This window comes from Serratia sp. 2723, from assembly GCF_050434425.1.
In the GTDB taxonomy this organism is placed as follows: Bacteria; Pseudomonadota; Gammaproteobacteria; order Enterobacterales; family Enterobacteriaceae; genus Chania.
This window is the reverse complement of sequence record NZ_JBNDIN010000001.1, coordinates 579875-597461: the sequence shown is the minus strand read 5'-3', so window position 1 is coordinate 597461 and position 17587 is coordinate 579875. Positions and strand designations below refer to the sequence as shown.

General features: G+C 54.7%; 12 protein-coding genes. 1 reads left to right on the top strand and 11 read right to left on the bottom strand.

Going from position 1 to position 17587, the window contains the following annotated elements; all coding sequences use genetic code 11:
• Positions 1–12: 12 nt before the first annotated feature.
• From ABIE29_RS02725 to rlmD, 7 genes are all read right to left on the bottom strand, one after another.
• Complete coding sequence (locus ABIE29_RS02725) at positions 13–741, bottom strand: fimbrial biogenesis chaperone (RefSeq protein ID WP_429616706.1); 729 nt, start codon at positions 739–741, stop codon at positions 13–15.
• Between the two features lie 138 nt (positions 742–879).
• Entirely contained in the window at positions 880–1413 is a 534-nt protein-coding gene (locus ABIE29_RS02720) for a fimbrial protein (RefSeq protein ID WP_429616705.1), read from the bottom strand.
• A 631-nt stretch (positions 1414–2044) separates the two neighbouring features.
• Positions 2045–3340, bottom strand: a complete 1296-nt coding sequence (gene eno, locus ABIE29_RS02715) for a phosphopyruvate hydratase (RefSeq protein ID WP_429616704.1) — start codon at positions 3338–3340, stop codon at positions 2045–2047.
• 84 nt (positions 3341–3424) lie between these two features.
• Complete coding sequence (gene pyrG, locus ABIE29_RS02710) at positions 3425–5062, bottom strand: glutamine hydrolyzing CTP synthase (protein WP_429616703.1); 1638 nt, start codon at positions 5060–5062, stop codon at positions 3425–3427.
• Between the two features lie 366 nt (positions 5063–5428).
• Complete coding sequence (gene mazG, locus ABIE29_RS02705) at positions 5429–6223, bottom strand: nucleoside triphosphate pyrophosphohydrolase (protein ID WP_429616702.1); 795 nt, start codon at positions 6221–6223, stop codon at positions 5429–5431.
• A 127-nt stretch (positions 6224–6350) separates the two neighbouring features.
• Complete coding sequence (gene relA, locus ABIE29_RS02700; RefSeq protein WP_429616701.1) at positions 6351–8585, bottom strand: GTP diphosphokinase; 2235 nt, start codon at positions 8583–8585, stop codon at positions 6351–6353.
• Positions 8586–8594: 9 nt separating this feature from the next.
• The gene (gene rlmD / locus ABIE29_RS02695) at positions 8595–9932 is read right to left on the bottom strand and encodes a 23S rRNA (uracil(1939)-C(5))-methyltransferase RlmD (RefSeq protein WP_429616700.1); all 1338 of its coding nucleotides are present in this window, start codon (positions 9930–9932) and stop codon (positions 8595–8597) included.
• Positions 9933–9999: 67 nt separating this feature from the next.
• Between rlmD and barA the strand changes: the two genes are divergently transcribed.
• Positions 10000–12732 carry a two-component sensor histidine kinase BarA gene (barA, locus tag ABIE29_RS02690; RefSeq protein ID WP_429616699.1) on the top strand — a complete coding sequence of 911 codons (2733 nt, stop codon included), beginning with the start codon at positions 10000–10002 and terminating at the stop codon, positions 12730–12732.
• 258 nt (positions 12733–12990) lie between these two features.
• Here barA and garR read toward each other — a convergent pair whose 3' ends face one another.
• Genes garR through ABIE29_RS02670 form a run of 4 tightly spaced genes read right to left on the bottom strand, consistent with a single transcriptional unit; the run spans position 12991 to position 17419 of the window.
• Positions 12991–13875 carry a 2-hydroxy-3-oxopropionate reductase gene (gene garR, locus ABIE29_RS02685; RefSeq protein ID WP_429616698.1) on the bottom strand — a complete coding sequence of 295 codons (885 nt, stop codon included), beginning with the start codon at positions 13873–13875 and terminating at the stop codon, positions 12991–12993.
• 10 nt (positions 13876–13885) lie between these two features.
• Positions 13886–14659, bottom strand: a complete 774-nt coding sequence (gene garL, locus ABIE29_RS02680; RefSeq protein WP_429616697.1) for a 2-dehydro-3-deoxyglucarate aldolase — start codon at positions 14657–14659, stop codon at positions 13886–13888.
• A 21-nt stretch (positions 14660–14680) separates the two neighbouring features.
• On the bottom strand, positions 14681–16012 hold the full coding sequence (gene gudD / locus ABIE29_RS02675; RefSeq protein WP_429616696.1) for a glucarate dehydratase: 1332 nt from the start codon (positions 16010–16012) through the stop codon (positions 14681–14683).
• 48 nt (positions 16013–16060) lie between these two features.
• Positions 16061–17419 carry an MFS transporter gene (locus tag ABIE29_RS02670; protein ID WP_429616695.1) on the bottom strand — a complete coding sequence of 453 codons (1359 nt, stop codon included), beginning with the start codon at positions 17417–17419 and terminating at the stop codon, positions 16061–16063.
• Between the last annotated feature and the right edge of the window lie 168 nt (positions 17420–17587).

The window sequence follows — 17587 nt, the reverse complement described above, 5'->3', positions numbered from 1 at the left end:
CCCTGTCCTTTTTTAGTGCGGCGTCTCTAGCGTTACGGGAACCTCTACTCCGTAGTCATTCATGATGCCGAGCATCACTTTCAGCTTCCCTTTGGGGAACGCCGAACCCAGCGGCCAACTCACCTGCGAAAAAGGCGCGACCATATCGGCCGGTTCAATATGCAGGTTTTTATTGCCGCTTTTGGCATAGCTGATGCTGACGTAATAAGGCGTTGGATTACTGACCTGTAATGCATTGCCATTGCGCTGGATACGCAACTGTTTGCCCGCCTGATTACCCTCTCCCGGCAGCCCTTCGGGCCGATAGAACACCTTCAGCCGGTTGCTGACCAACAGCACCAGCTTATTTTTATCCGTTTCGCTTTGTTTGACGGCTGGCACCTGAAGGAAGTTAAGGTGAAACAGGGATTCGCGGTCGGTCGGTAAGCCTTTCCCGCTGTACATCAAGCGTACCATTTGCCCACTATGGGCATTCATCCGGAAAATCTGTGGTGATGCAATAAAAGGGGCATCGGCCGTTTCCGGCGTCGATTTGTCATTATCGATATCAAGCCAGATCTGGATCAGCGCCGGGGCAGCATCATCGTTGGTAAACTGCAGCGTCTTCTCGCGTGCCTGAGCCGGGTAGATCACTCGGTTGCCCAGCATGGTGACGCTGGCAGCAGCGCTATCGATCATCAGCAACGTCAGGCTGAACAGTAATGCCGCCCAACAAGAAGAGGTACGTGTGGTATACGCCATAAGAGAGACCAGTCAACAAGACTAATAACCCAGCACCACTGAGCGTTTCGGGCAGTGCTGACATTACTGTGGGTAACAGGTTATTTCCCGCCATCAGGCTTGCGCCCGCTGGCGGAAACAACTTGGAGCGACCCGGTATTATTTATACGTAATCGCATATTGTGCCGTGGCGATCACCGAACCTGCAGTCACCCCGGCCTCTTCGGCATAATAACGGGCAACCAGTTCTTGCGACGTTGATACCGCGCCGGTTGCCAGCGTCATTGCGCTGGTGGTGGCCGATGAACCTGAAACAAAGTTCAATGGCGTGGTGGCATCGCTATCCAACAACTGAATAGAAACGTTGGTTGCATCACCGGTGTTACCCAGGTTGCCATTGGTGGTCGCGTTATTCCCCACAAATACCGTTTTGATGGAGGTGTCGCTGGCCGCGGTAGTACAACCGGTCACGTTAACGGTAAAGGTCGTTTCCCCAGCGGTGGCACCTTTGGTAAGCAGCGAGCTGGCCGCAACCGTATTCAGTAACACCACCGGATTGGTTTCATTGCCGTTAATATTAACCGAGCAGGTTTGAGTACTAACTTCACCCTTGAATTGCACTGTGTTGGTAGAGTCAGCCAACGAGGTGCTAGAAAATGCAATTAAAGCGAGAGTCATCATTTTGATTTTCATAAAAATTCCTTTTGATTTACTTTTTTCCAATAAAGCAGTCCTGGCAGTAATTATTTACTGGCTTAAACTCACTAAGATAAACATGTCACACCATCTTTCTCAGACGCCCTGTGGACATGTGGAGCTAGTCTAACAAGCCAAGAATTTTCTTAACAACTATTTTTTTGTGGCACCACGAGATAATAAGTTAAATTTACAATTTGTAACATTTATTAATTTTGTATCATTAATAAATTTAACCGTTTAATATCAATAGCTTAAAAACGAAATTGAATCATTTGGTTATCAATTGAAATACCTTGAAACATATAAGCCTTTTTAGGGGTATTACCTGTAGTTAGGATTGATCCTAAGGATTTTAATAATTTAATGTTATGAATTACGTTCTTATTGATTATTCAGTGACCAATCCGATATCACGGCTTGCACCGCTGGAGCAGGATAATATCACCACCAGACAAGATAGTTAGCAGTGAAATAATATTTCATGAGCCAAGTTAAATCTCAAATGAATTATTTACGTTATGTTGAAGATTGGTGAATTCATTTAACGTAGGCATAAAAAAACGGAGACTACCTTTACGGTACTCTCCGTTTACTTACTGATTCAATCACGAATCAAACCGTTATATTACTGACCTTTAACTTCTTTCAGGCCATTGAACGGTGCGCGGTTGCCCAACGCTTCTTCGATGCGGATCAGTTGGTTATATTTAGCAACGCGGTCAGAACGGCTCATAGAACCGGTTTTGATCTGGCCAGCCGCAGTGCCTACCGCCAAGTCAGCGATGGTAGCATCTTCGGTTTCACCTGAACGGTGAGAGATCACCGCGGTGTAGCCTGCGTCTTTCGCCATCTTGATTGCAGCCAGAGTTTCGGTCAGAGAACCGATCTGGTTGAATTTGATCAGGATGGAGTTAGCGATGCCTTTCTCGATGCCTTCTTTCAGGATCTTGGTGTTGGTCACGAACAGGTCGTCGCCCACCAGCTGGATTTTGTCGCCCAGCACTTTGGTCTGGTAGGCGAAGCCATTCCAGTCAGATTCGTCCAGACCGTCTTCGATAGACACGATTGGGTATTGCTTGGTCAGGTCTTCCAGGAAGTGAGTGAACTCTTCGGAAGTGAAGGCTTTGTTACCTTCGCCAGCCAGAACATATTTGCCGTCTTTGTAGAATTCAGACGCTGCACAGTCCATAGCCAGAGTAATATCTTTACCCAGCTCGTAACCTGCCGCTTTTACCGCTTCAGCGATAACAGCCAGCGCTTCGGCGTTAGAACCCAGGTTTGGCGCGTAGCCACCTTCGTCACCAACAGAAGTACCCATGCCTTTAGACTTCAGCACTTTAGCCAGGGTGTGGAACACTTCAGAACCCATACGCACGGCTTCTTTCAGAGTTTTAGCGCCCACAGGCTGGATCATGAACTCTTGAATGTCGACGTTGTTGTCTGCGTGCTCACCACCGTTGATGATGTTCATCATAGGCAACGGCATAGAGAATTTGCCTGGAGTACCGTTCAGTTCAGCGATGTGCTCATACAGCGGCATACCTTTAGAGGCAGCAGCGGCCTTGGCAGCAGCCAGAGAAACGGCCAGGATGGCGTTAGCACCAAACTGGGATTTGTTCTCGGTACCGTCCAGCTCGATCATGATCTTGTCGATGTTAGCCTGGTCTTTGGCATCTTTACCCAGCACCGCCTGCGCGATTGGGCCGTTTACTGCGGCAACGGCTTTCAGTACGCCTTTACCCAGGAAACGAGACTTGTCACCGTCACGCAGTTCCAGTGCTTCACGGGAACCGGTAGAAGCACCTGACGGCGCTGCAGCCAGACCGACGAAACCGCCTTCCAGATGAACTTCGGCTTCAACAGTTGGGTTGCCGCGTGAGTCGATGATTTCACGGCCGATGACTTTCACAATTTTGGACATATGGGTTTTCCTCAAGTCACAAGTTAAACTAAAACTCCAGACAAACAACGCGCGGTTTTGGCCGCGCGTTGCTTACTAAAACTCTTATTTTACCTGACGTTTCTGGTGCTCACCGGCCGCCTTGACGAAACCAGCGAACAACGGATGCCCATCACGCGGTGTCGAAGTAAATTCCGGGTGGAACTGACAAGCCACAAACCACGGATGATCAGGCAATTCAATAATCTCAACCAGCTTGTTATCCGCAGAACGACCCGCCACACGCATACCTGCGGCTTCGATCGGCTTCAACAGCATGTTGTTGACTTCGTAACGGTGACGATGACGTTCCACGATTGTGGATTCGCCGTACATCTTGCGCACCAGGCTGTTGTCGGTCAGGTGGCATTGCTGGCCACCGACGCGCATCGTGCCGCCCAGATCGCTTTCTTCGGTACGGACTTCGACGTTCCCGTCTTCGTCCCGCCACTCGGTGATCAATGCAACAACCGGGTACTTACAGTCTGGTACAAATTCGGTGGAGTTGGCATTTTCCATGCCTACCACGTTGCGCGCAAACTCCATCAACGCCACCTGCATACCCAGGCAAATGCCCAGATAAGGGATCTTGTTTTCACGCGCGTAGCGTGCGGTCATCACCTTGCCTTCCACGCCACGGTAGCCGAAGCCGCCAGGGATCAGGATTGCATCCAGATCTTTCAGCACTTCAACGCCACGGGTTTCAACATCCTGCGAATCAATCAGCTTGATGTTGACGGTCAGACGGTTTTTCAGCCCACCGTGCTTGAGCGCTTCGATTACCGACTTGTAAGCATCTGGCAGTTCGACATATTTGCCGACCATCCCGATAGTCACTTCGCCACCTGGATTGGCTTCTTCGTAGATCACCTGCTCCCATTCGCCCAGATTGGCTTCCGGTGGTGTCAGGCTGAATCGTTTACAAATATAATCATCCAAGCCCTGAGATTTCAAGAGGCCAGGGATTTTATAAATGGAATCAACGTCTTTCAGGGAGATAACCGCTTTTTCCGGTACGTTACAGAAAAGAGCGATTTTAGCGCGTTCATTAGCAGGAACTGCGCGATCGGAACGGCAGATCAGCACATCTGGCTGAATACCGATGGAAAGCAGTTCTTTTACCGAATGCTGGGTAGGTTTGGTTTTCACTTCACCCGCAGCTGCCAGATATGGCACCAGCGTCAGATGCATGTACAGAGTGTGCTCACGGCCCACTTCGACGGCCATCTGGCGAATGGCTTCCAGGAACGGCAGGGATTCGATATCGCCGACGGTGCCGCCGATCTCGACCAGCACCACATCGTGGCCTTCGCCGCCTTCGATAATGCGTTCTTTAATGGCGTTGGTGATGTGTGGGATCACCTGTACGGTGGCACCCAAGTAGTCACCACGGCGCTCTTTGCGCAGCACATCGGAGTAGATACGCCCGGTGGTGAAGTTGTTACGACGCGTCATTTTGGTGCGGATGAAACGCTCGTAGTGACCCAGATCCAGATCGGTTTCTGCCCCGTCTTCGGTGACGAAAACTTCCCCATGCTGAATCGGGCTCATGGTGCCCGGATCCACGTTGATGTACGGGTCCAGTTTCATGATGGTAACGTTGAGGCCACGGGCTTCGAGAATAGCCGCCAAGGAGGCTGCGGCAATGCCTTTACCCAGAGAGGATACGACCCCGCCGGTTACAAAAATATAGTTAGTTGTCATGCTGAACCTGAGAGTTTAGGTTTAAAGACGATGGAAGAACCAAGACGGGAAAGTAGTATACCCGAACCTCTCTTGACCTACAAACGATCGTTTTACCTGCCATCATCCCAGTCACCCCCGTGAGTTCATCCCGGTTTAATCGTTCGGCCCCCGTTATTGAGCCTTTTAGAAACAATGAGTTAGCGTAATAAACTGCGTTCAAACCGACTTCTGATGCAATAAAACACCTTAGATTTCAGTTTGTTGAGCTTTTCTGCCGGTTAAACCAGACTCAGCAATCCACAACCCCGAGCTTAACCGTTTCAGCTTGAGTGAACATTGTCGCCGATCAAACAAGCAACACAGTTAGGACAACGCGATGAGCAATTAGTTTTCCAGGCGTTTTACCTGTTGCCAAGCTTCTTCCATCTGCTCCAGCGTGGCTTCCTGCATGGTCAGGCCACGGCTTTGCACGATCTCTTCAACCTGGCGGAAGCGGCGCTCAAACTTGCGGTTGGCCACCTGCAACGCCTTTTCCGCTTTATGCCCCAGATGGCGGGAAAGATTGACCGTGGCAAACAGCAGATCGCCAATCTCCTCTTCCAGCTTCTGCTCGTCCACCACCGCCTGCTGCGCTTCGTGCATCACTTCGTCCAGCTCTTCATACACTTTGCCCACGACCGGCCCCAAAGTGTTCCAGTCGAAGCCGACAGCGGCACAGCGCTTCTGGATTTTATGCGCCTTCATCAGCGCCGGTAAGGCGTTGGGAATATCATCCAGCGCCGAGTGCAGCGCTTTCTCTGCCCGCTCACCGGCCTTCAACTGCTCCCAGCGGGCGGAAACCGCCGCGCTGTCTGTTGCCTCAGCCTCACCAAAGATATGCGGGTGACGGCGCTCCAGCTTGTCGCTGATGGCGTTGCACACCTGGTCGAAGTCAAACAGCCCCTGCTCCTGCCCCATCTGGGCATAAAACACTACCTGGAACAGCAGATCGCCCAGTTCATCACGCAGATCGGCATAGTCCTGGCGCTCAATGGCGTCCAGCACTTCGTAGGTTTCTTCCAAGGTGTAAGGCGCGATGGTAGCGAAGGTCTGCTTACGATCCCACGGGCAACCCACCTGCGGATCGCGCAGGGTTTTCATAATGGTCAGCAGGCGTTGCAGCGGCATTGGTTGGGTCATGTTGACGTCTCTATCTAAAAAACTCGCACAAAATATGATGCCTGCACGATAAGTAATACCCAATGGATTTCGAGTTGTATCTAGACGTTCGCAGCCAACAACGATACAACTTGAAAGACGAAGGGTATTAAGCGCCGTGCAGGCGTTTGGCGTCTATCACATCCGGCAGTTGGTTGAGCTTGGCCAGCACGCGGCCCAGCACCACCTGGTTATAGATTTCGATGTCCATATCGATGGTGGCCAGCTGCTTTTTGGTGTCGCTGCGGCTGGCGACGCCCAATACGTTGACCTTCTCGTTGGCCAGGATGGTGGTGATATCACGCAGCAGTCCGCTGCGATCGTTGGCCACGACGCGCACCACCAGCGAATAACCGCTGGAGTAGCTTTCCCCCCAGACCGCATCCACGATACGTTCCGGCGCGTGAGACTGTAGCTCCGCCAATTGATCGCAATCCGCACGGTGGATCGAAATCCCACGCCCCTGGGTGATAAAGCCGACGATGTCGTCACCCGGGATCGGCTGGCAGCAGCGGGCAATGTGGTGCATCAGATTGCCGACGCCTTCGACCACCACGCGGCCATTATCTTTGCTGCGGGCCGACGTTGCCGGGGCTTTCTGCTGGGTCAGTTGGCGTAACGCTTCGCGATCCTGCTCCTCGGCGCTAGGCTTGTTGAGCTTGCCCTGCAGGAAGTTCACCATCTGGTTCAGACGGATATCGCCGCCGCCAATGCCCGCCAACACTTCATCCAGCGAGTTGACGTTATAACGTGGGATCAGCAGCTTTTCGGCTTCCCGCAGGCTGATACCGAGGTGTTCCAGCTCATTGTCCAGCATCTGCCGCCCGGCCAGGATGTTTTTATCGCGATCCTGCTTACGGAACCAGTTGTGGATCTTGGAGCGCCCACGGCTGGTGGTGACATAGCCCAGGTTCGGGTTCAGCCAGTCACGGCTGGGGTTCGGCTGCTTCTGGGTGATGATTTCAATCTGATCCCCCATCTGCAACTGATAGGTAAAGGGCACGATACGGCCACCGATCTTGGCACCTATACAGCGGTGGCCGACGTCGCTGTGGATATGGTAGGCAAAGTCGAGCGGCGTGGAACCGGCAGGCAGATCCACCACGTCGCCCTTCGGCGTAAACACGTAGACACGATCGTCAAACACCTGGCTGCGCACTTCGTCGAGCATTTCGCCCGAATCCGCCATCTCTTCCTGCCAGGCGATCAGCTTACGCAGCCAGGCAATACGTTCTTCGTAGCCGGAACGCGCCGTAACCACCGCGCCTTCTTTGTATTTCCAGTGTGCAGCAACGCCCAGTTCGGCATCTTCGTGCATCTGGCGGGTGCGGATCTGGATCTCCAGCGTTTTGCCACGCGGCCCGAGCACCACAGTATGGATCGACTGATAGCCGTTCGGTTTCGGGTTGGCGACGTAGTCGTCAAACTCATCCGGCAGATGGCGGAAATGGGTATGGACGATGCCCAACGCCGCATAGCAATCCTGCAGACGCTCCACCACCACGCGCACCGCACGCACGTCGAACAGCTCGTCGAACGCCAGCGATTTCTTCTGCATCTTGCGCCAAATGCTGTAAATGTGTTTCGGGCGGCCATAAATCTCCGCCTTGACCCCTTCAATTTCCATCGCGTTATGCAATGAAGCCACGAAGTCATCAATAAACTGCTCGCGATCGATACGGCGTTCATGCAGCAGTTTGGCAATGCGTTTGTATTCATCAGGATGCAGATAGCGGAAACAGAAGTCTTCCAGTTCCCACTTCAACTGGCCGATGCCCAGGCGGTTGGCCAGCGGGGCGTAAATATTGGAACACTCTTTGGCCGCCAGCACGCGTTCGTCTTCCGGCGCATCCTTCACTTCACGCAGGTGGGCAATGCGCTCTGCCAGCTTGATCACCACGCAGCGGAAATCTTCCACCATCGCCAGCAGCATGCGGCGCACGTTATCGACCTGCTCGGAGCCCATCGAGTCGTTGTGGGTGGCTTTCAGTTGGCGGATGGCATCCATATCGCGTACGCCGTGCACCAGGGAGGTAATGCCGGCCCCGAACTCTTCGGTAAGAGTGGCTTCAGGAACAATCGCCGCGTCCACTAGCGGGAACAGCAGCGCCGCGCGCATACTGTCGTTATCCATGCTGAGGGTCGAGAGGATCTCCACCATTTCCAGGCCACGCCATAGCAGTAATGGCGCGTTGGGATGGTCTTTCGTCTGCTGTTCACAGTAACGCCAGGTTGCGGCCAATCGCTCACCTGACTGCGGGTTGGGAAGCCCCAGGCTGGCAATCCAGTCATCAAGCGCGAATTCACCCGCCGTATTCAGATGTGCAGTTCTTACCGCGACCATAACTTCTCCCTACTTTTTCCGCGACCCGTGGATAAACAGCGCCATGGATTCAAGATGCCCCGTGTGCGGGAACATATCCAACATCCGCACACGTGCAAGACGATAACCGGCGTCCAGCAACACTTTGCTGTCGCGTGCCAACGTCGTGGGGTTACAGGATATATACACCACGCGCCCTGGCGCCAGTTTTACAATATGTGACATCACCCCAGCCGCGCCTGCACGGGCTGGATCCAGCATCACCTTATCAAATCCCTGTGCTGCCCATGGTTGTCGCGCAACGTCATCTTCCAGATTTTCATGGAAAAAGGAGACATTACTGAGCCTATTCCTATGGGCATTATATTGCCCATTCGCTACCAGCGTGGCAACACCTTCAATCCCGACTACCGCTTTGGCCCGCTTGGCCAGCGGCAGGGTAAAGTTGCCCATGCCACAAAACAGATCCAATATGCGATCATTGGGCTCAATCTCCAGCCATTCAAGGGCCTGAGCCACCATTTGCTGATTTACCGCATCATTAACCTGAATAAAGTCGCGCGGATTAAAGTCTAAGCGTAGCCCGTCAACCTGATAATACGGCGCTTCACCGCACAGTTTTTCCAGCCGATCGCTGTCTGGTGCCAAATAAACGGCGGTAGCATTCTGCAGGGCGAAGTGCTGCAAAGCCTGACGATCGCCCTGCTTGAGCGTATCCAGGTGGCGCAACACCAGCACCGGGCCGTTATCCGCCAATACCAGCTCCGCATGACCCAGACGCTTTACCGCCTGCAGGCCGCTCAGACATTGATATAACGGCACCAGTAGCCGTTCCAGTTCCGGTGCCAATACCGGGCACTGCTTCACCGCCACCAGATCGGACGATGCAGCCTGGTGAAAACCCATCAGCAAACGGTGCTGCCGAGGCTGCCACTGTAATCCCAGCCGCGCCCGCCGACGGTAGCCATACTGTGGCCCGGCAATCACCGGTTCCTGCTGCGGTGTCACCCCGGTTTCGCGGCAGATCAAGTGCCCCAGCGCCGCCGCCTTGCTTTGCTGTTGTAACGCCTCGGAAACATGCTGCTGTTGACAACCTCCGCACACACCAAAGTGTGGGCAGCGCGGCTCAACACGTTGTATGCTGCAATTCAACAGTTGCCTGAGCTTACCTTTGGCAAACTGTCGTTTGTCCTGCGTTAACTGGATTTCGGCCTGTTCTCCCGGTAAAACTCCGGGGACAAATACCGTTTTGCCTTCATGGCGCGCCACTCCCTGGCCAAATGGATCGAGGTCCGTTACCGTCACCGTGAATATTTGTGAAGCTTGCCGGGTCGTCACGCGGCGTTTCGGAGAGTAGAATTGCGCCATAATTATTGATTGTGTGTTGGTTAATTAAGCTTAAGATTAGCCTCCAATTCTCCCACATTGGAATCCCATGACCAAATACAGCTTGCGCGCGCGCATGATGATCCTGATCCTGGCACCGACTTTATTGATCGGTCTGCTGCTCAGCACCTTCTTTGTAGTGCATCGCTACAACGAGTTGCAGGAGCAATTGGTCGATGCCGGTGCCAGCATCATAGAACCTCTGGCCGTCGCCAGCGAATATGGTATGACCTTCCGCAGCCGTGAGTCGGTCCGGCAACTGGTCAGCCTGCTGCATCGCCGCCATTCGGATATCGTCCGGGCGATCACCGTGTTTGATGCGCAGAACAACCTGTTTGTCACCTCCAACTATCATCACAATTATACCCAGTTGCAGTTGCCCAAAGGTGTGCCGATGCCCACCGATATGATGCTGACCCGGCGCGGCGATTCACTGATCCTGCGCACGCCAATCCTGTCGGAGTCACAGTTCCCGGACGAAAACGCCAGCGAGGAAGTACATCCCGACAGCAATCTTGGCTATGTGGCAATCGAACTGGACCTGCAATCGGTACGCCTGCAGCAATATAAAGAGGTGTTCGTTTCTACCCTGCTGTTGCTGCTGTGTATGTGTATCGCCATTCTGTTTGCCTACCGCCTGATGCGCGACGTCACCGGCCCGATCCGCAATATGGTCAATACCGTCGACCGTATCCGCCGCGGCCAGTTGGATAGCCGGGTAGAAGGTTTTATGCTCGGCGAGCTGCAAATGCTGAAAAACGGCATCAACTCGATGGCGATGTCGCTGACCGCCTATCACGAAGAGATGCAGCAGAACATCGACCAGGCCACCTCCGATCTGCGTGAAACGCTGGAGCAAATGGAGATCCAGAACGTTGAGCTGGATCTGGCGAAGAAGCGCGCGCAGGAAGCTGCCCGTATCAAATCCGAATTCCTGGCCAATATGTCCCATGAGCTGCGTACCCCGCTCAATGGGGTGATCGGCTTTACCCGCCAGACGCTGAAAACCGACCTGAGCGCTACCCAGACCGACTACCTGCAAACTATCGAACGCTCGGCCAACAACCTGCTGACCATCATCAACGACGTGCTGGACTTCTCCAAGCTGGAGGCAGGCAAGCTGATCCTGGAACACATTCCGTTCTCGCTGCGTGAAACGCTGGATGAGGTGCTGGTGCTGCTGGCCCCTAGCGCACACGAAAAAGGGCTGGAGCTGACCCTGGATGTGCAAAACGATGTGCCAGAACAGGTGATTGGCGATTCACTGCGGCTACAGCAGGTGATTACCAATCTACTCGGCAATGCGGTGAAGTTCACCGAAACCGGCAATATCGATATCCGCGTCGAGCTACGTAACCAGCTGGAACGCCAGGTGGAACTGGAGGTGCAGATCCACGATACCGGCATCGGGATTTCTGAACGCCAGCAATCGCAACTGTTCCAGGCCTTCCGCCAGGCAGACGCCAGCATCTCGCGCCGCCATGGCGGTACCGGTCTGGGCCTGGTGATCACCCAGAAACTGGTGAAAGAGATGGGGGGCGATATCAACTTCCACAGCCAGCTCAATCGTGGCTCGACCTTCTGGTTCCATATTACCCTCGATCTCAACGAAGGCATGTTGTCGCTGCCGCCTAGTCTGCCGGATCTGCGCGGTAAAACGCTGGCCTATATCGAAGCCAACCCAACGGCGGCCCAGGCCACACTGAATATGTTGAGCGTCACCCATCTGGTGGTGACCCATTCACCGACCCTGGGACAATTGCCGAAAAATCATTACGATTTCCTGCTGGTGGGCGTACCGATCCCTTACCGGGACGGTATCGGCCTGCATAAGGACAAGCTGCTGGAGTCGCTGAACCTCGCCGATCGGGTGATCCTGGCGGTGCCTAGCCAGTCGCAGATCGATGCCGAAAAAATGAAAAAGCTGGGCGCTATCGGCTGCTTGACCAAACCCATCAGTAGTAATCGCCTGTATCCGTTACTGCGTCTGGAGACCCCGCTGCGTCAGAATGCGCCAACGGTACATAAACGCTTACCGCTGACGGTGATGGCAGTCGATGATAACCCGGCCAACCTGAAGCTGATCGGTGCCTTGCTGGCCGAACAGGTAGAAAAAACGCTGCTGTGCGAAAGCGGTGAGGAGGCCATCGTGCTGGCACGTGATAACGTGCTGGATATGATCCTGATGGATATTCAGATGCCGAACATTGACGGCATCCGCGCCAGTGAGCTGATCCGTCAGATGCCGCATCACAACTCCACGCCGATCGTCGCGGTTACCGCCCATGCGGTGAGCGGCGAGCGCGAACACCTGTTGCAGGCTGGCATGGATGACTATCTGGCCAAGCCGATTGACGAAGCCATGCTGACGCGGGTGCTCTCCCGATATCACACCGTCGAGCTTGAACCAGAGTCAGCCCAGCCGCGTAGCCCGGCCGAACCACCGTTATCGCTGGATTGGCCGCTGGCATTGCGCCAAGCCGCCAATAAAGAGGATCTGGCGCGCGATCTGTTGCAGATGCTGATCGAGTTCCTGCCACAGGTCAGCGGTCGGGTAAAAGCCGTGCTGGAAGGGGAAGAGGACGACACCATACTCGATCTGATCCACAAGCTGCACGGCAGTTGCAGCTACAGCGGCGTCCCGCGCCTTAAGCAACTGTGTTTCTATCTTGAGCAGCAACTGCGTCAGGGTACCAGCAGCGGCGATTTGGAGCCAGAATGGCTGGAGCTGTTGGATGAGATTGAGCTGGTGGAGACGGAAGCGAAGTTCCTGTTGGGATAAGCTAGATGCCCCTCACCCTAACCCTCTCCCACAGGGAGAGGGGACCGATCGAGTGAGTCTGAAAATTCAGTGATGTACTTTGGATGAGAGGACAAACGAGTGAGTCTGAAAATTCGGTGAATTACCTTGAATGAGGGGATAATCGAGTTTGCTGAGATAACCCGTTTATTTGCAAAAGAGCAGGGGCTAACAGCTCCCTCTCCCTGTGGGAGAGGGTTGGGGTGAGGGGCTAACCAGCATTCCGCCAGCTCACTGACCTTATCGAGTGACTTCTGCCTTGGCCAACTTTTCGTAATAACACGCCAGTGCGCTGTGATCGGCATTGCCCAGCCCGTCGGCGCGCAGTGCCTGCATCATTTCCATCACCACAGCAGTAAGCGGTAGCTGTGCCCCCACGCCGTGGGAGGTATCCAGCGCGTTGGCCAGGTCCTTGATGTGCAAATCTATGCGGAAACCCGGTTTGAAATTGCGATCCATAACCATCGGTGCCTTGGCTTCCAACACTGTGCTACCCGCCAACCCGCCACGGATCGCCTGGAAAACCAGATCTGGATTAACTCCTGCCTTGGTGGCCAGCACCAGCGCCTCGGACATGGCCGCAATATTCAGCGCCACTATCACCTGGTTCGCCAGTTTGGTGACGTTGCCAGCGCCAATATCGCCGGTGTGCACCACCGAACCGGCCATGGTTTTCATCACGTCAAAACAGCGATCAAACACCTCTTTATCACCACCCACCATCACCGACAGCGTGGCATCAATTGCCTTAGGCTCACCGCCGCTCACCGGTGCATCGAGCATGGCAATCTGTTTGGCTGCCAGGGCTTCGCTGATTTCACGGCTTGCCAACGGGGCAATAGAACTCATGTCGATCAGCACGCTACCCGCTTTGGCTCCCTCAATCAGACCATTTTCTCCCAATGCCACTTCCCGCACCTGCGGTGAGTTAGGCAGCATAGTGATCACGATATCGCTCAATGCGGCCACCGCTTTTGGCGTGGCGGCCACATCGGCACCCAGTGCGCTCAATTCCGCCACCGCTTCGGCATTGCGATCCATTACCACCAGCGAATAACCCGCCTGCAGCAGATTTTTGCTCATGGGTTTCCCCATAATCCCCAAACCAATAAATCCAATTTTCATCCCACTCTCCTTATTCAACACCCTGTTTAAACCGATCGCACAAAGCCTGTGTGGCCGTGCGGAATATGCCGAGATCGCTGCCGACGGCCACGAACCTGGCTCCCCATTCCAGATAACGGCGGGCATCAGCCTCAGCCGGTGCCAAGATGCCGCTGGCTTTTCCGTGCGCGCTGGCACGCTCGAAAATATGACGGATCACCGCCTGCACCTCTGGGTGATTTGGCTGGCCGAGATACCCCAAAGCGGCGGAAAGATCCCCCGGCCCGACAAAGATGCCGTCAACGCCCTCAACACCAGCTATCGCGTCCAGGTTATCGACCCCCTGCTGGCTTTCGATCTGCACCAGCACCGCAATTTGCTGGTTGATCTGGGCGAAATAGTCCGACACGGTGCCGTAACCGTTGCTGCGGTGCGAAACGGAAACCCCACGGATCCCCGCAGGGGGATAACGCGTCGACGCTACCGCCTGCTGCGCCTGCTCGGCACTTTCCACAAACGGGATCAGAAAGTTGTAGAAACCGATATCCAGCAGGCGCTTGATAATCACCGGCTCGTTGCAGGGCGGCCGAACCACCGCAGCGCTGGGGCTACCTTTCAGCGCCATCAGTTGCGGCACAAAAGTGCCAATGTCATTCGGCGCATGCTCGCCATCCAGTACCAGCCAGTCGAAACCGGCCAGCCCCAGAACTTCGGTGGAGATCGGGTTGGCAAGCGCAGACCAGCAGCCGATCAAGGTTTCGCCCGCCAACAGCGACTGGCGAAAAGGGTTATGGCAGCTCTTCATGAAATGTCCTCTATAGACGGATTAACGCACCAGGCAAGGGCGCTTGTTATCAAATACCCAGCCAGGGATCAGATACTGCATGCCCTGCGCATCATCGCGTGCCCCAAGCCCGTGCTTCTGGTAAAGCTCATGGCCCTGCATCAGCCGATCCCGATCCAGTTCGATCCCCAACCCTGGCCGTTGCGGAACCTGCACGCGGCCACCGACAATCTGCAACGGTTCCCGCGTCAGCCGTTGGTTGCCCTCCTGCCAGATCCAATGGGTGTCGATTGCCGCAATGTTACCCGGTGCCGCCGCAGCCACATGGGTGAACATCGCCAACGAGATATCGAAGTGGTTATTGGAGTGTGAGCCCCAGGTCAGGCCGAACTCATGGCACATCTGGGCGACGCGCACCGATCCCTGCATGGTCCAGAAATGAGGATCCGCCAAGGGGATATCCACCGACTGTAACTGCAGCGTATGCCCCATCTGCCGCCAGTCCGTGGCGATCATATTGGTCGCGGTAGGCAGGCCGGTGGCACGGCGGAACTCCGCCATCACTTCCCGCCCCGAGAAGCCCTGCTCCGCCCCGCAGGGATCTTCGGCATAGGCAAGCACATGACGCAGCTGTTTACCGAGCATGATCGCCTCCTGCAGTGACCAGGCTCCGTTGGGATCGAGCGTAATACGCGCCTGAGGGAAGCGCTGCGCCAACGCCGTGACGGCCTCGGCCTCTTCACTACCTGCCAATACGCCGCCCTTTAGCTTGAAATCGTTGAAGCCATACTTATCAAACGCCGCCTCCGCCAGGCGCACAATGCTTTGCGGCGTCAGCGCTTGTTCATGACGCAGGCGGTACCAGTCGCAGGCTTCATCCGGCTGGCTCTGGTAAGGTAGCGGCGTTTTGTTGCGATCGCCGATATAAAACAGATAACCGAGCATTTCCACCGAGTCACGCTGCTGCCCATCCCCCAACAGGGCGGCTACCGGTACATCAAGGAACTGCCCCAGCAGATCCAGCATCGCGGCCTCAATGCCGGTCACCACGTGGATGGTGGTACGCAAATCGAAGGTTTGTAGACCGCGTCCGCTGGCATCACGATCGGCAAAACGCTCACGCACCCGGTTCATCACGTTCTTGTATTCCCCCAGGGTTTTACCAACCACCAGGGGCTGGGCCTCTTCCAGGGTCTGGCGGATTTTCTCCCCTCCTGGGATCTCCCCTAGCCCGGTGTTACCGGCATTATCCTGCAAGATCACGATATTACGGGTGAAAAAGGGGGCGTGAGCGCCGCTGAGATTGAGCAGCATGCTGTCGTAACCGGCCACCGGCACAACCTGCATGGTGGTAATTTTTGGTGCTGTAGTCATCAAGATGTCCTCAGAATTGTGGGTTCATTTACCAAACTCGCCGCCGTGTCATTGCCTGCTGGCCTTCGCCATCGGTTGCAACTCGATACGCTTGATTTCTCCCACGATGAACAGGTAACTGGCCACCGCCAACAGCGCATGGAACCCGACGTAGACCAGCGCGCCGTTAAAGGATCCGGTGGTACCAATGATGTAGCCGATGGCGATCGGCGTGACAATGCCGGAGATGTTGCCGAACATATTGAACAGGCCACCGCTCAGGCCGCTGATTTCTTTCGGGGCGGTATCCGCCATCACAGCCCAACCCAGCGCGCCCAGTCCCTTGCCGAAGAACGCTGCGGCCATGATGCCCACCACCATCCACTCGGTTTCAACGTAGTTGCAGAAGATCATCGACATCGACAACAGCATGCCCAGCACGATCGGCGTTTTACGGGCGAAGGTCAGCGACTGGGTCCGGCGCATCAGGTAGTCGGAAATCACGCCGCCGAGCACTCCACCGACAAAACCACAGATGGCCGGAACCGAGGCGACAAAACCAGCCTTGAGGATCGACATACCCCGCGCCTGCACCAGATACACCGGGAACCAGGTGATAAAGAAATAGGTCAGCGCGTTGATGCAGTACTGGCCGATATAGACCCCAATCATCATGCGTGATTGCAGCAGCTGCTTGATCTGGAACCACTTCTCGCCTTTGACCTTCACCTGTGTGGCCTGCTTCTGATCCATATTGATCAAGGCACCACCGGCTTCGATATAGTCCAGTTCGGCCTGGTTGATACTGGGGTGATCTTTGGGATCGTGCAGCACTTTGAGCCAGACAAAGCTCAGGATGATGCCCAGCCCGCCCATAAAGAAGAACACGTGCGACCAACCGACCGCATGCGTCAGCCAGCCCATGATCGGCGCGAAGATCACCGTGGCAAAGTACTGGGCCGAGTTGAAGATCGATACCGCCGTGCCACGTTCATGGGCAGGGAACCAGGCGGCTACAATCCGGCTGTTTCCGGGGAATGACGGTGCTTCTGCCAGGCCGACCAGGAAGCGCAGGGCGAACAGCGCCGCCACGATGCCTAAACCGCTGAAGATATCCACGAAACCTTGCAGCAAGGTAAATAGCGACCAGATGAAGATGCTCCAGAAATAGACTCGTTTGGAGCCGAAGCGATCCAGTAACCAGCCACCGGGGATCTGACCAATCACATAGGCCCAGGAAAACGCCGAAAAGATATAGCCCATTCCGACCGGATCGAGGCCAATATCCTGAGCCATTGCGGTACCGGCAATGGAAAGCGTGGCACGATCGCCATAGTTAAATGAGGTGACAATAAACAGCATTACCACGATCCAGTAACGCTTATTGGTTCGCTTGATGGCACTGTTGGCAGCGCTGATAGTAGACATGATGCTCTCCTGCATTACTATATTCATCCTGAAAGACCGATATATCCCCGCCTTCTTTCAAGCTACGACTTGAAATCCACAGGCTAAAAATATCTCAGAACGAAAGGTTTAAATTAAATTGCAGCCTTTTTTGAGCAGTTCGATTAATACGGCATCGGCAATTTTTAA

Bases quoted from the DNA above. Each gene is read 5' to 3' on its own strand.
- ABIE29_RS02725 (WP_429616706.1), bottom strand. From the start codon at position 741: ATGGCGTATACCACACGTACCTCTTCTTGTTGGGCGGCATTACTGTTC.
- ABIE29_RS02720 (WP_429616705.1), bottom strand. From the start codon at position 1,413: ATGAAAATCAAAATGATGACTCTCGCTTTAATTGCATTTTCTAGCACC.
- eno (WP_429616704.1), bottom strand. From the start codon at position 3,340: ATGTCCAAAATTGTGAAAGTCATCGGCCGTGAAATCATCGACTCACGC.
- pyrG (WP_429616703.1), bottom strand. From the start codon at position 5,062: ATGACAACTAACTATATTTTTGTAACCGGCGGGGTCGTATCCTCTCTG.
- mazG (WP_429616702.1), bottom strand. From the start codon at position 6,223: ATGACCCAACCAATGCCGCTGCAACGCCTGCTGACCATTATGAAAACC.
- relA (WP_429616701.1), bottom strand. From the start codon at position 8,585: ATGGTCGCGGTAAGAACTGCACATCTGAATACGGCGGGTGAATTCGCG.
- rlmD (WP_429616700.1), bottom strand. From the start codon at position 9,932: ATGGCGCAATTCTACTCTCCGAAACGCCGCGTGACGACCCGGCAAGCT.
- barA (WP_429616699.1), top strand. From the start codon at position 10,000: ATGACCAAATACAGCTTGCGCGCGCGCATGATGATCCTGATCCTGGCA.
- garR (WP_429616698.1), bottom strand. From the start codon at position 13,875: ATGAAAATTGGATTTATTGGTTTGGGGATTATGGGGAAACCCATGAGC.
- garL (WP_429616697.1), bottom strand. From the start codon at position 14,659: ATGAAGAGCTGCCATAACCCTTTTCGCCAGTCGCTGTTGGCGGGCGAA.
- gudD (WP_429616696.1), bottom strand. From the start codon at position 16,012: ATGACTACAGCACCAAAAATTACCACCATGCAGGTTGTGCCGGTGGCC.
- ABIE29_RS02670 (WP_429616695.1), bottom strand. From the start codon at position 17,419: ATGTCTACTATCAGCGCTGCCAACAGTGCCATCAAGCGAACCAATAAG.